This is a genomic window from Methylocystis sp. NC52PC (assembly GCF_055698645.1).
In genome coordinates this window covers 618,257-631,939 of sequence record NZ_CP170127.1, presented here as the reverse complement: position 1 = coordinate 631,939, position 13,683 = coordinate 618,257, and the positions used below count along the sequence as shown (strand labels likewise).

General features: G+C 63.7%; 14 protein-coding genes. All 14 read left to right on the top strand.

Features of this window, described 5'->3' with window-relative positions; genetic code table 11:
- The first annotated feature begins 65 nt into the window (after positions 1 to 65).
- The 14 genes from ACETII_RS04935 (at position 66) to ACETII_RS04870 (ending at position 13,669) form a co-directional block, all read left to right on the top strand.
- Positions 66 to 578, top strand: a complete 513-nt coding sequence (locus ACETII_RS04935; RefSeq protein WP_363349792.1) for a YchJ family protein — start codon at positions 66 to 68, stop codon at positions 576 to 578.
- A gap of 225 nt (positions 579 to 803) precedes the next feature.
- Positions 804 to 1,694, top strand: coding sequence for a flagellin N-terminal helical domain-containing protein (locus tag ACETII_RS04930; RefSeq protein ID WP_363349791.1), 891 nt, complete (start codon positions 804 to 806; stop codon positions 1,692 to 1,694).
- Between the two features lie 170 nt (positions 1,695 to 1,864).
- Entirely contained in the window at positions 1,865 to 2,758 is an 894-nt protein-coding gene (locus ACETII_RS04925) for a flagellin N-terminal helical domain-containing protein (RefSeq protein ID WP_472787339.1), read from the top strand.
- A 160-nt stretch (positions 2,759 to 2,918) separates the two neighbouring features.
- Positions 2,919 to 4,586, top strand: a complete 1,668-nt coding sequence (gene fliF / locus ACETII_RS04920; RefSeq protein WP_472787338.1) for a flagellar basal-body MS-ring/collar protein FliF — start codon at positions 2,919 to 2,921, stop codon at positions 4,584 to 4,586.
- Between the two features lie 9 nt (positions 4,587 to 4,595).
- Complete coding sequence (locus ACETII_RS04915; protein WP_363349788.1) at positions 4,596 to 5,228, top strand: hypothetical protein; 633 nt, start codon at positions 4,596 to 4,598, stop codon at positions 5,226 to 5,228.
- Entirely contained in the window at positions 5,225 to 6,214 is a 990-nt protein-coding gene (locus ACETII_RS04910) for a flagellar motor protein MotB (protein ID WP_472787337.1), read from the top strand. The genes ACETII_RS04915 and ACETII_RS04910 overlap by 4 nt, the downstream gene beginning before the upstream one ends.
- Positions 6,211 to 7,326 carry a hypothetical protein gene (locus ACETII_RS04905; RefSeq protein ID WP_472787336.1) on the top strand — a complete coding sequence of 372 codons (1,116 nt, stop codon included), beginning with the start codon at positions 6,211 to 6,213 and terminating at the stop codon, positions 7,324 to 7,326. The genes ACETII_RS04910 and ACETII_RS04905 overlap by 4 nt, the downstream gene beginning before the upstream one ends.
- Complete coding sequence (locus ACETII_RS04900) at positions 7,323 to 8,783, top strand: flagellar hook-length control protein FliK (RefSeq protein WP_472787335.1); 1,461 nt, start codon at positions 7,323 to 7,325, stop codon at positions 8,781 to 8,783. The genes ACETII_RS04905 and ACETII_RS04900 overlap by 4 nt, the downstream gene beginning before the upstream one ends.
- 37 nt (positions 8,784 to 8,820) lie before the next feature.
- Entirely contained in the window at positions 8,821 to 9,291 is a 471-nt protein-coding gene (locus ACETII_RS04895; protein ID WP_472787334.1) for a transglycosylase SLT domain-containing protein, read from the top strand.
- A gap of 78 nt (positions 9,292 to 9,369) precedes the next feature.
- The gene (motA, locus tag ACETII_RS04890; protein ID WP_363349783.1) at positions 9,370 to 10,245 is read left to right on the top strand and encodes a flagellar motor stator protein MotA; all 876 of its coding nucleotides are present in this window, start codon (positions 9,370 to 9,372) and stop codon (positions 10,243 to 10,245) included.
- On the top strand, positions 10,242 to 11,162 hold the full coding sequence (locus ACETII_RS04885) for a FliM/FliN family flagellar motor switch protein (RefSeq protein ID WP_472787333.1): 921 nt from the start codon (positions 10,242 to 10,244) through the stop codon (positions 11,160 to 11,162). Before motA ends, ACETII_RS04885 begins: the two co-directional genes overlap by 4 nt.
- Before the next feature lie 21 nt (positions 11,163 to 11,183).
- On the top strand, positions 11,184 to 11,546 hold the full coding sequence (gene fliN / locus ACETII_RS04880; RefSeq protein ID WP_363349781.1) for a flagellar motor switch protein FliN: 363 nt from the start codon (positions 11,184 to 11,186) through the stop codon (positions 11,544 to 11,546).
- A gap of 14 nt (positions 11,547 to 11,560) precedes the next feature.
- Complete coding sequence (locus ACETII_RS04875; RefSeq protein WP_472787332.1) at positions 11,561 to 12,583, top strand: flagellar motor switch protein FliG; 1,023 nt, start codon at positions 11,561 to 11,563, stop codon at positions 12,581 to 12,583.
- Positions 12,584 to 13,669: an EscU/YscU/HrcU family type III secretion system export apparatus switch protein gene (locus ACETII_RS04870; protein ID WP_472787331.1), complete on the top strand. Its 1,086-nt coding sequence runs from the start codon at positions 12,584 to 12,586 to the stop codon at positions 13,667 to 13,669. It begins immediately after the preceding gene.
- Positions 13,670 to 13,683: the final 14 nt, after the last annotated feature.

Genomic DNA, 13,683 nt, shown 5'->3' with positions numbered 1-13,683 from the left:
CGCAGCATCACATACGCGCGCTCCAGCGCGCCTTTCCCGAGCTTCGCGCGAGAGCGAAAACCAGCATGACGACAGATTCAACGTGCCCGTGCCGCATGATCGACGCCGACAAGCGCGACTATGTCGATTGCTGCAAGCCCTATCTCGAGGCGGGCAAGGCGCCGCCGACGGCGGAAGCGCTCATGCGATCGCGCTATACCGCCTTTGCGCAAGGCGACGTCGACTATCTGGAAGCGACCTTAGCGCCCGGAACCCGCGACGATTTCGACCGCAAGGCGATCACCCACTGGGCCAGACAGTCGCAATGGCTGGGTCTCGAGGTGCTCTCGACCGAGGACGGGCAGGAGGGCGACGAAACCGGCTATGTGGAGTTCATCGCCAATTTCAGTCTCGACGGCGAACGCTATGCGCATCGCGAGCGCTCGCTCTTTAGCAAGGTGGACGGCCGCTGGTATTTCCAGGAAGAGGCGAACCGCAAAAACCAGCCGATCGTGAAAGGCGCCCAGCCGGGCCGCAATGATCCCTGTCCCTGCGGCTCGGGCAAGAAATACAAAAAGTGCTGCGGCGCCGCCGCCTGAGACTTGGCTGTTAACTGTCCATTAAGCCCGTTTGGGCATTCTCATTTTCAAAGGCGCAGCTTCCGATAGAGTTGTGGCGTCGATCTGTAAAATCGCAAGCCGCGTATTCAGTCGATTAGTTGCTTCGGACGGGCTCGCGCCCGCGGCATGACGCCTTATCCGATGAGCCGGCGCGACACCGGCATGTCCCTTACATGTTCTCAGTCCAACAAGGGACATCCTCAAATGGCTAGCATTCTCGTAAACCCATCTGCGATCACCGCCCTCCAGTCGCTGCGCACCACCCAGTCGGCGTTGAACAAGACGCAACAGGAGGTCTCGACCGGCTTGAAAATTTCGAGCGCGGCCGACAACGCCTCGACATGGTCGATTGCCGAGACGATGAAGTCCGACAAGACCGTTTTGGCGACCATCAGCGACTCGCTTTCCGGCGCCAACTCCGTGCTCAACGTCGCCGCCGCGGCCGTCAAGAGCGCGATTACTGTCATGAACGACATCAAGAATGGCATTGCGCAGGCTCAGCAGCCGGGCGCTGATACGGGGAAAATCTTGACTAGCCTGGCGCAGCTCGGCAAGCAGCTTTCGAGCATCGTGGCCTCGGCGAATTTCACCGGCTTGAACGTTCTCGACGGCTCCCAGACCTCGGTGAAATTCATCGCGTCTTACACCGACGGCGCGGGCGCCAATAATTCCTCCATCGCCACAATCGACCTGACGCCTACGACGCTGATCGACAGCGCGGGCGCCGGCACGGGAATTTTGGAACAGGCGCAGGGCGGCGCGGCCGGCGCCGCGACGAATTTCACTTCGCTCGCCGCCGGCGATCTTGCTGCGGCGACGATCGCCGATACGCTCACCAACGCCGACAAGGCGCTGTCCGATCTCACGACCTACGCCGCCGAGATCGGCGCGACGCAGACCCGCGTGACGCAGCAGAACGATTTCATCAAGACGATGAGCGAGGCGTTGACCACCGGCGTGTCGTCGCTCGTCGACGCGGATATGAATGAAACGTCGACCCGCCTGCAGGCGTTGCAGACGCAGCAGCAGCTCGGCGTCCAGTCGCTCTCGATCGCGAACCAGAACGCGCAGATGATCCTGAAACTCTTCCAGTAAGGTTCGAGTGAAATCATGGCCGCGGCTCACGAGTCGCGGCCTTTGCTTAGGCTTGTGGTTGACTACTTGCTTCGGACGGGCGAGGCCCGTGGCATGACGCCTTATCCGTGGAACCGGCGCGACACCGGTATGTCCCTTGTATTTTTCTCAACCGAAAAGGGACAACGAAAATGGCCAGCATCCTCGTAAACCCCTCCGCCATCACCGCGCTTCAGTCGTTACGCTCGACTCAGGCGGCGTTGAACAAGACGCAGCAGGAGGTCTCGACCGGCCTCAAAATCGCCAGCGCCGCCGACAACGCCTCCACCTGGGCCATCGCCGAGACGATGAAATCGGACAGAGCCGTGTTGTCGACGATCAGCGACTCGCTTTCTGGCGCCAATTCCGTGCTGAATGTCGCAGCCGCGGCGGTGAAGAGCGCCATCACGGTCATGAACGACATCAAGAACGGCATCGCGCAGGCGCAGCAGCCGGGCGCCGATACGACGAAGATTCTCACGAACTTGCAGCAGCTCGGCAAGCAGCTCTCGAGCGTCGTCACTTCTGCCACCTTTACCGGGCTCAACGCGCTCGACGGCTCGCAGACCAGTCCGCTGAAATTCATCGCCTCCTACGCGGACGGGGCCGGCGCGAACAATTCCTCGATGGGCACGATCGATCTGACGCTCACCACCTTGATCGACAGCGCGGGCGGCGGCGCGGGCATATTGGAGCAATCGCAGGGCGGCGCGGCCGGCGCCGCGACGAATTTCACTGCGCTCGCGGCTAGCGATCTTGCTGCGGCGACCATCGCCGATACGCTCACCAACGCCGACAAGGCGCTGTCCGATCTCACGACCTACGCCGCCGAGATTGGCGCGACGCAGACCCGCGTGACGCAGCAGAACGAGTTCATCAGGACGATGAGCGAGGCGTTGACCACCGGCGTGTCGTCGCTCGTCGACGCGGATATGAATGAGACGTCGACCCGCCTGCAGGCGCTGCAGACGCAGCAGCAGCTCGGCGTCCAGTCGCTCTCGATCGCGAACCAGAACGCGCAGATGATCATGAAGCTGTTCCAGTAAGCTTCAGGCCGGGCGGGCCGCTATAGACGAGCGGCCCGCCTAGTCGTTTTGTTATTAACCTTTTGTTAATAGATCGATTACAGCTCGTCGCGCAACGCTCGCGCAAGCCCGTGCGCGGACTCTTGGCGTCAAAGGAACAGGGGACGCCTGCTTCGACGCCATGGATCATCTCAGCCTATTCTTCGATAATCTCAAGGCGCTCGGCGGCAAGAAGCTCGCCGCGCTCGGGCTCATCTTCGCGCTCGTCATTGGGATCGTCTCCGCCGCAGCCTATTACCTTTCGCGTCCTGCATTCGAGGTGCTGTACGCCGGGCTCGACCGAGAGGACGTGAGCCGCATCGGCGCCGCGCTGAAGGCGAGCAACATCGCCTTCGACGTAAGCCCGGAAGGGAATGCCGTGTCCGTTCCCTACGGCCAGACCGCGCAGGCGCGTATGCTGCTCGCAGAGCGCGGCCTGCCGCAGAGCGCCAACGCCGGCTACGAACTCTTCGACAAGGTCGGCGCGCTCGGCCTCACCTCCTTCATGCAGGAGGTGACGCGGGTGCGCGCGCTCGAAGGCGAGCTTGCGCGCACCATCCAGCTCATTCGCGGCGTCAAGGCGGCGCGCGTTCACATCGTCATGCCCGATGAAGGTTCGTTTCGCCGGGCCAAACAGCCGCCGTCGGCCTCGGTCATCATCCGCACCGAGGGGCCCGACGATTCCAGCGCTGCGCAGGCCATCCGTCATCTCGTCGCCTCGTCGCTGCCCGGCATGACTGTCGATCAAGTGACGGTGCTCAACACGGACGGCATGATCCTCTCATCCTCCGATGGCGAAGCGACCGACGCCGTTCCAGTGAAGACGCTGGCGCTGGAGAAGAGCATTTCAAAAGACATACAGGACAATATCCGACGAACGCTCACGCCTTACCTGAGGCTCCCCAATTTTCAAGTGAGCGTGCGCACGCGCGTCAACACCGATCGTAAGCAGACCAATGAGACGATCTTCGATCCGGAGTCGCGCGTCGAGCGCTCCACCCGCACCGTGAAGGAAACGGCCCAGTCGCAAAACAACAGCGGCGCTCAGTCGACGACCGTCGAGCGCAACATCCCGCAAAACGGCGCCAGCGGCGGCGATACGAAGCAGTCGAACGACGAGAGCAAGAAAAGCGAGGAGCTCACCAATTACGAACTCTCGTCCAAGACGGTGACGACGGTAAGCGGCGGCTACACGATCGAGCGCCTCTCGGTCGCCGTGCTGATCAATCGCTCCGCTTTCGCCGAGCCAGGCAAGGAGCCGCCGAAGCCTGAAATCGTGGAAAGGCAGCTCAAGGAGATTGAAATGCTCGTCTCCTCCGCCGCGGGGCTGAGCAAGGAGCGCGGCGACGCGCTCAAAGTGTCGGCGGTCGATTTCATGTTCAACGAGCACGAAATGACGCCAGAAGAAAATCCGGGCGTCGTCGCGACGCTCCGCAGCCATCTCGGCGCGATCATCAATGCGCTGACGGCGATCGGCATTGCGGCGGTCATCGTGATCTTTGGCCTGGCGCCCGCGCGTCGCGCGCTGCTGGCCGAGGCGCCGCTGGCGCAGGAGCGGATCGAGCCGCCGCCTTTGGCGTCGCCAGGGATCGCGCCGCTCACGCCGCCCGAACCGCCGCTCGCCATTGAACCCGCTTTCGACTCGCCGCCGATGCTTCAAATCCCCGACGAAGGCCTGTTGCCGGGCTCGGCGCTCTTCGAGGGAATCGTCGAAGCGGCGAAGGAGAGCGCGCGCAAAAAGCTCGAGCGCTTGATCGAGCAGGACGACGCCCACGCCGCCGCGATCATGAAGCAATGGATGAGGTCTTAAGGCCGCGCCATGAACATTCACGACGTTTCCGCCTATCTCCTGCGCTTCGACGAGCCGCCTCGGCTGCCCCCGCCGACGCCGATCCTCGAGACATTGTTCGAGCCGTCCATAGAGGGGCTGGGCGAAGAGCCCGCGCCCGAATCTGTCGCGCCTCCTTCCGTCGATCTCGAGGCGCTGCGAAGCGCCTTCGATGAAGAGCTCGCCGCCGCCCTCGAACAGCAGCAGGCCGCGCATGAGGAGAGCTTGCGCCAGGCGCGGACGCAATGGATCGAGCAGCAGGGCGACGTCCTTGCGCGGCGACTTTCCGAAACCCTCGCCCAGGCTTTCGACGCGCTGAGGGGCGACGTCGCCCGCATTCTGGCGCCCTTTGTCGCGCGGGAAGTCGAACAAACGACGGTCGACGAGCTGACGGACTCGATTCGTCGCGCCATCGCCGACGACTCCGCGCCCGCGATCCGGCTCGAGGGTCCAAGGGATCTCATCGAGAAGATGGCCGAGACATTCGCTGCGCAACAGGCGGCGGCGATCCTCACTGAAAGCGACGGCGTCGACGTGACAGTTGATTTCGGCCTGACCAGGATCGAGACGCGACTCGAGGCGTGGATGCGCCGTCTGTGCGACAGCAGGAGCTATGGTTCATGAGTCACAACGGACCCCCGATCATCGTCAAGAAAAAGGTGGAAGCCGAAGAGGAGCATCACGGCGGCGTGTGGAAGCTCGCTTTCGCGGATTTCATGACCGCAATGATGGCCTTTTTTCTGGTCATGTGGCTCATCAACTCGACGTCCAAGGAAACGAAGGCGGTCATCGTTCAGTATTTCAATCCCCTCCAGCTCGTCGACGTGACCAAGGCGCACAAGGGTCTTCGCGATCCCGCGACGGGCTCGGAGGGAAAGAGCGCGATCAATCCGCCCGTGCCTCAAAAACAGGGGAACGGCGAGCCCAAGGATACGGAGGCGGCGCTGCAACGGGACCCATTGCAGGCGCTCGACGCGATCGCCCAGGAGGAGCCGCGGCCCAATGCGCGGCCGGCCTCAGCGCCGCGCGATCCGTTCGACCGTTCTCTCAAAAAGGAGATGCGCCCGGCCGCAGAGTCGGGGCCGGCCGAAGATCCGCTTTCGCACGAAAAGCCCAATCCGAAGCAGAGTCCGGCCGCCGCGGGCGAAGCTGCGGCGATGGCGAGCGCGCTTCAGACAGATATCCAGAAGATCGCCGCGCAAGAGGCGCACGCGCCGAAGGTGGAGGTCAAGCAGACGGATGAAGGCCTGCTGATCAGTCTCACTGACGACGCGAATTTTTCGATGTTCGACGTCGGCTCCATCAAGCCGAAGCCGCAGCTCGTGCGAATCATCGGCGAGATCGGCAAAATTCTCGCCGCGAGAAAGGGCGCGGTGGAGCTCAGGGGCCACACCGACGCGCGCTCTTACATGGGCAAGAACTACGACAATTGGCGCCTCTCGAGCGATCGCGCGACGGTGGTCAATTACATGCTGGTGCGCGGCGGCCTGCCGGCGGCGCGCGTCGAGCGGATCATCGGCTTCGCGGAGCGGCGGCCAAAGAACGCCAAGGATCCGCTGTCGCCTGTCAACCGTCGGATCGAGATCCTGCTGCGCGGAGCCGAGCGATGACGCATGTCGGACGCGCCGTCGTCTTTCTCGCGGCGTTGCACGCGAGCGGCGTTGCGCGAGCGGAGGATTTCGCATCGATGGTGCGCGATCTCAACGCCATGCAAAATCTCATGGCCGTGGGCAATAGCGCGGCGCGGGATCGGGCGGCGAAACAGTTCGACCTCATCGACATGGCGATTGAGACCGTCGAGCCCGAGGGCTGGCGAGACGAACGCAATGTGCGCGCCGCGATCGTGTATCTCCTGTGCGGCGGCGCTGCGACGAGATTGCGTGAAATTCACGAGGCGCAATTCGTCGGCGGCGACCTCGCCGGTTTGCTCGGCGCGAGCGTCGAATACGCGGATGGCCGCGAAGGCGGCATTCCCAAGGCGCTGATGGAAATGAATGCGCGAGACGTTCCGCCTGTCGTCGGCGGCCATCTGGCGCTCGTGCAGGGCGGCGCGCTGATCGGCGTCGACAATGCGCGGGCGACCGCCCTGTTCGATCTGGCGCGCCTGCTGATGCCGGGCTCGCTCGTGGAGGAAGCGGCGCTGCGGCGCGAGATCGCCATCCTCGACCCCGTGCGCGAGACCGGCAAGCTCGCGATGCTCGCCGGACGCTATATCGCCAAATACGCCGCCTCGCCCTATGCGCAGAACTTCTGGGAGGCGTTTCGCCGGGCGACGGTCGAAGAGAAGACGATCGTCGATCGCCCCGGACCCTTCGAGCCGCTCGTCGACAAGGCGCCGACGACCTTGCGCCTATCCTTTTATCTCGCATTGGCGCGAGGGGCGCTGCAAAGCGGCAAATTCGATCCCGCGCGGAAGGCGATCGACAAGGCCGCCGTCTCGGCGACGACGCCGGCCGCCCAAAAGCGGATCGACGCCTATCGCAGCATCCTTGTCGCGCTGACGGAGGAGCGGGGCGGCGAGGATCTGCGGGCGCTCGAGCAAAAGCGGCTCGAAAAGGAAGACGCCGAGCTGGTCGCGCTCGCGTCGAGCGTCGTGTCGCGGCTCTCCGCGAGAGTCGAGCCGGAGCCGCGGGCCGACGAAGCCCCCTATGAGATGGCTGAGACCGTGCGTCGCGCCCTCGCCCAAAGCGACGAGCTGTTGAAAAGGTCAGCGCGCCCATGACGAGCCCTTTGAGCGACGCCATGGGCAGCGCCATGCTGTCCTTGCTGCAAGCCGGACGCATCGCGCCGGACAGCGGCGCCAATCCGCAGGACGCCCCGGCGGGCGGCGACTTTGGCCGCCTCCTCGACAATCTGAGCGACAAGACCGACGCGCCGCCAGCCGACGCGGAGGAGGAGATGGCGGCGCCGCTGACGAATGCATCGCCTTTCTCGCTGCGCTTCTTGCTGACCGCCGACGCGTCGCCTGAAACGGCCGCCGCAATCCCCTTGGTGGACGCAGCCCTGGCGGCGCCGATCGAGTCCGCGCCTTCGCATGAAGAAGAAGATGGCCGCGCCGCGCAAGAGGCGCGCGCCGAGGGGCCGCAGGGCGCATTCTTGGCGCCGGCCGCACCGCTTCCTCCGCTTCAGACGCCCCCGCCCCCGCCTCCGCCCGCGACGGCGCAGCTTTCCGCCGCTCAGCCCGGCTCTGCGCAGGCGCCTGATGCGGCCGCCGTCGCGCCGGCGCCGGCGCGCGCCCTGGCGCAGCCGCTCGCCGCGCATCAGTTGGCCCCTGCGCCACAGTCGGCGGCGCAGCCAACGAGCCGGTCTGCGGCGTTCCTGTCCCCGCTAGCCCCGCCGGCGTCCGGCGCGTCTCCATCCGGGACGGACGCCGGCGCGGCGAGGGAGCCGTCGCTCGACCATGTGCAGGGTCCCGCCGTCGCCATCCCGGATAAGCAGCGGCGTCTGCAAGACGCCAGGGATATTGCGACGCCAAGGGAGCTTTCTGAGCCGAGGCAGGACGGCGGGGAAGGGCGCGAGACGCCCAATGTCTCATCGAGCGACGCGCGAGAAGACCGCGCCGCGGCCACGCCGGTCGAGGGCATATCCATCAAACTGGCGCCGTCGTCGGAACTTGCTCCCTCGCCGCTTTTTAAGATCAACGTCGGCGAGATCGTCACGCACCTGCCTGTCGTTGTCGCGCAAACGCTGGTCGCGTCGCCCGGCGCCGACAGCGCGGGCGCCGACGCGTCGGCCGCTGCCCACACCGCGGCGCCGACGTTCGAAAAGCCTGCGGAGGTTGTGAAGATTTTGAGGTTCCAGGTCGAGCCGGCGGCGCTTGGAACGATCGCCGTCAGGATGCGGGTGACGCATGCAAAAGTCGAGATTCAGCTCGACGCGGAATCCCCAAGGACATCGACTTTGCTCATGGACGCGCGCGACAATCTCACCTCGGCGATCGGCGAGAAAGGCATGACGCTCGAGTCCTTCAAGGTCAATCTGAGTCCGCCTGTCTCAGCTGTTGCGTCCGGGCAGGATCGCGCGGGCGTTGACGATCAAACGGCGCGTTTTGCGTCACAGCGCGGATTCGACAATGACCAAAGATCCGATCAGCGTCGGCAGCATCAGTCGCCGGCCCGCCAGCGGCAGAGGCGCGACGAGACGCCTGCTCAGACTGGGCCTCTTGGCGTTATTTTGTAACCCGGCCCAGGCGGCGGAAACGATCTGCGAAGCCGAAATGATCCGCGCGTCCCGCGAGACCGACGTGCCGCTCGCCGTTCTCTACGCCGTCGCGCTTACCGAGACCGGCCAACGCGGCGCGCTGCACGCCTACGCGATGAACATCCACGGGCGCCCCTCTTTCAACGCGACGCTCGCCGACGCGCTTTCGACATTCGACCAGGCGCGTCGACAGGGCGAGAGCCTCGTCGACATTGGCTGCATGCAGATCAACTACCGTTATCACGGAAAACAGTTCGCCTCGGTCGAAGAGATGTTCGATCCGGGGAAGAATGTCGACTATGCAGCGCGTTTCCTCGCATCCTTGCACAAGAAGGAAGGCAGCTGGACGGCGACAGTCGCGCGCTACCACGCCGGGCCCGGCAATGCGCCCGCCCAGCGCACGTATGTCTGCGCCGTCATTCGCAACATGGTCGCAAGCGGCTTTGGCGCCTGGACAGAGGCGGCCATAGCCTTCTGCAGCCCGTAGCCCTCCTCGAAAAACAGGCTCGGGCAAGTCCCATAACTTATCCAGAGCTTGTCGAACGGCAAGAAAGAACCTGATGAAATGAGCTTCGTCATTGGTCTCATCGTAACGATGGGCTGCATGCTTGGCGGCTTTGCAGCGCTCGGCGGCCATCTGATTGTCCTTTGGCAGCCCTGGGAATTCGTCATCATCATGGGTTCCGCGCTCGGGACCTTCATTGTCGCGAACCCGATCAAGGTCATCAAGGACACGGGCAAGGCTATCGTTCAGGCGATCCTCGAGAAGACCCCGAAGCGGCGCGATTACCTCGACATTCTAGGCCTTCTTCACGCTTTGATGCGCGAATTGCGCAGCAAGTCCCGCACCGAGGTCGAGGGCCATATCGACGCGCCCAACGAATCTGCGCTTTTCACAGCATTTCCAAATGTCTTGAAAAATCCCGAGATCACGACGTTCATTTGCGACTATTGCCGGCTTTACATTATCGGCAATGTGAAGACCTTCGAGATCGAGGCGCTGATCGACGAGGAAATCTCCGCCATCAAGCAGGACAAGCTGAAACCCTATCATGCGCTGACTGCAATCGGCGACGGCCTGCCGGCGCTCGGCATTGTCGCGGCGGTGCTCGGCGTCATCAAGGCGATGGGCGCGCTCGATCAGTCTCCGGAACTGCTCGGCGGCCTCATCGGCGCCGCCATGGTCGGCACATTCGCCGGCATCTTCGTCTCTTATGGAATCATGACGCCGCTCGCCTACAAGGTGAAGGTGGCCCGCACCAAGGATTGTCACGTCTTCTTGATCATCAAGCAGACTTTGCTCGCCTTCATGAATGGGGCGCTGCCGCAGGTCGCGATCGAACATGGGCGCAAGTCCATTCCGGCCTATGATCGGCCATCGATCGACGAAGTCGAGAATGAAACCATCAACGGCGGCGCAGCGGCGGCCGAAGCAGCATGATCCTCAAAGAAGCATTCAAAGAGGGCGGCGAGGAGCTGGTGCTCGTCGGGGACGCGACGATCGATCGCATGCCCGCGCTCACCGCGATCTTCGAGGAAACAGGCGCAAATTTCGCACGCTTTCTCAGCCGCTACGCCAACGGAATCGTCGTTACGACCGAGAATTTCGAAGGCAGCCGGGTTCACGAGCTGGCGGAGAAATACGGAGCGCTGGGCAAAATCTACGTCTTTAGAAGCCAGGAGAACGACACCCGCTTGGCTGTCGCCGTCGACGGGGTCTTTCGCTGCCTTACCTTCGAGCTTCTGCTCGGCTCCGGCGTGATCGACGCCACGCTCGACAGGCCGCCAACGCGCATCGAAGACCGCATCATCGCCTATTGCGTTACGAAGCTCGTCTCGGGATTTGCAGACGCATTTTCGAGCCTGTCGAGGCTTAGCTACGATCGTGAGCCCTCGCTCGAGGGGTCGGGTTTCTTCGCGCTCGGCTCCAAGGCGACCGTGGCGGCGCTTGTGCGCATGACGATCCGCTATGGCGACTACGCTGGCCAAATCCTCGTCGCATTGCCGCGCAGCGCGCTCGATCCCTTCCGCGATGCGCTGTCTCGAACGCCAGGCGCGGAAGGAAAGGCGACCGACGAGAAATGGTCGGAAAACCTTTACCAGAATCTTGTGCGCACCGAGGTTCGGGCCGAGGTGCGCCTGGAGGCGCGCGGCTTCACTCTCGGCGACATATCGCGCCTCGAGGTCGGCGACGTGCTGCGGCTGCCGATCGCGCCGACGGATCCCATCCGCGTCGTCGCCGAGGGACGGACGCTGTTCTGGTGCACGCTCGGTCAGAAAGACAATATGTATACGGTGAGGCTCGAAGAATTTTCAGATGAGCGCGAATCCTACATAGAAAACATCCTGGGCGTTTGAGACGGACGAAGGAGGATCGCGATGATCGACGATTTGGAAATCGATGGACTTGTTTCCTCCCCGTCTCTGGACGAGGGCCCGTCGCTCGCCGGCATTGAAGACGAACAGAAAGTAAGCTCCAAGCGCATCGACTCCATCCTGCGCATCCCTGTTGTCTTGCAGGTTGTGGTCGGTTCCGCGACGCTGCCAGTGTCAAATCTTTTGAAACTCGGGCGCGGCGCCGTCGTGCCGCTCGATCACCGCGTCGGCGATCCCGTCGACGTCGTCGTCAACGGACGCACCATCGCGCGCGGCGAAGTTGTCGTCGTCGAGGAAGACGGCGCGCGCTTCGGCGTTTCACTGACCGAGATCTGTGAACCGCAGAGCGAGCAAATACGGCTCTAGAAGTCGACTCCGGCATGACGATTCATACCCCGCAGGACGCTGGCCGCCCGCTTGGAGGCCCTGAAAAGATTGCAGCTGTGCTGCTCGCGCTCGATCGGGAGGCGTCGAGCCGGGTGTTGAAGCACTTCGACCACGGCGAACTCAAGCAGATCGCCCGCGTCGCGGCGACGCTCGACGTCGTGCCGTCGGCGACGCTCGAGGAGATTTGCACGGGCCTGATCGAAGAAATCAGCAACGGCCAGCCCGATCTGCAGGGCGGCGAGTCGGTCGCAGAGGATCTGCTGGCGAGCGCTCTGCCGGACGAGCAGGTCGCCGACATCATGTCGGAGCTGCGCGGCCGGTCCAACAAGTTTCTTTGGCGGCGCATCGGCGCGCTCTCCGATCAGTTGCTGGCGGATTATCTCACGAATGAACATCCTCAGACGGCCGTCATTATGTTGTCGCGCGTCGATCCGGCGGTCGCCGCCCGCGTGCTGGGGCTGTTGCCGAGCATGTTGCGGTCGCAAGCCATGCGCCGGATGCTCGTTTCGAAGCCCGTCTCCGAACATGTGCTGCATATTGTCGAGGAGGCCCTGCAGGAGGACCTCTTCGCCGCGGCGAGCGCGCCCTCGACCAATGAAGTCAGCGCGCGCGTAGCGGGCATCGTCAACCAGCTCGAACGGGAGCAGATCGTGGAGATTATCGAGGGCATCGCTCAATCCGAGCCGGTTCTCGCCGAGCAGCTCAAATCGATGATCTTCTCTTTCGAGGATATCGTCGGCCTGAGCGAGCGCGCGCGCATGATCATTTTCGATCAGGTGCAGATCGACCGGCTGATCCTGGCGCTGCGCGGCGCCGACGCAGCGGTGCGCGCGGCGGTGGTCCCTTGTCTCTCCACACGCACGCGTCGCATGGTGGAGGCGGAGCTTGCGTCCGCGTCCGAGCCGCCGCGTAAGGAAGTTGTCGCCGCGCAGCGCGAGATCGCCAGTCTTACCTTGCGGCTTTCCAGCCAGGGGCTCATCGATCTCGCCGCCGAGCGGCGCGGCGAGGCGGCCTAAGTGTCGGAAAGCGAAGACGCCGATTCCAAAACGGAAGAAGCCACCGATAAGAAAATCGCCGACGCGCTGGAACAGGGCAATGCCCCCGTGTCGCGCGACGTTCCGTCCGCCTTCGGGATTCTCGGCCTTCTCGGCGCCCTTGCCTTCCTGGCCAAAGCGAGCGTCGCGCAGCTTTCTCACTCACTTCGACTTCTTCTTGGAAACTCCGGCGCGCTGCCGCTGCGGTCGGACGGCGACGCCTCTCGCTATCTCGAGGCTGTCGCCTTCGAGCTGGCGGGCTTTCTGACGCCCTTCCTTCTCGTCGCTGTACTGTCCGGCTTGGTGGGCGCCTTCGTGCAGGGCGCGCCACGATTGGTGCTCACCCGCATCATGCCGGACCTGTCGCGGCTCTCCCCGATGGCGGGTCTCGCCCGGTTCATCAGCCTCGCCTCGGTTCTGGAAGTTGCAAAATCAGCGATAAAGATTCTCATCGTCGGAGCCGCGATGGCCATCGTCGCCTCGGGCGACCGCTCGCTTTACGCCGATGCGATGCGCATGGAGCCGGCGATGCTGCCCTCCATTGCGCTGCGGCTCGTCATTCATCTGACCAGCGTCGTCGCGATCGCGATGTCGCTCTTGGCGCTTGCGGACTTTTTCTGGACACGTTTCAAGTGGCGCCGCGATTTGCGCATGAGCCGCCAAGAGCTCAAGGAAGAACTCAAGCAGTCCGAGGGCGACCCGCTGGTGAAGGCGCGCATGCGCTCTCTCGCGATGGATCGCTCGCGACGCCGCATGCTCGCCGCGGTGCCCAACGCAAGCTTCGTTATCGCCAACCCGACGCACTACGCAATTGCGCTGCGCTATGTGCGTGAGGAGGGCGGCGCGCCATTGGTGCTGGCCAAGGGGAAGGATCTCATCGCGCTCAAGATCCGCGAAGTCGCCCAGGAGCATGGCGTGCCGGTGCTGGAGCGCAAGGAGCTCGCGCGCGCCATGTACGACATTGTGGAAGTGGACAAGATGATACCGCAGGAATTCTACCGGCCCGTCGCCGAGCTGATCCATTTCCTGGATAACGTCTCGCGTTCGCGGGCGCCCGGTCCGTCATGAACCCGCGCGCCGAG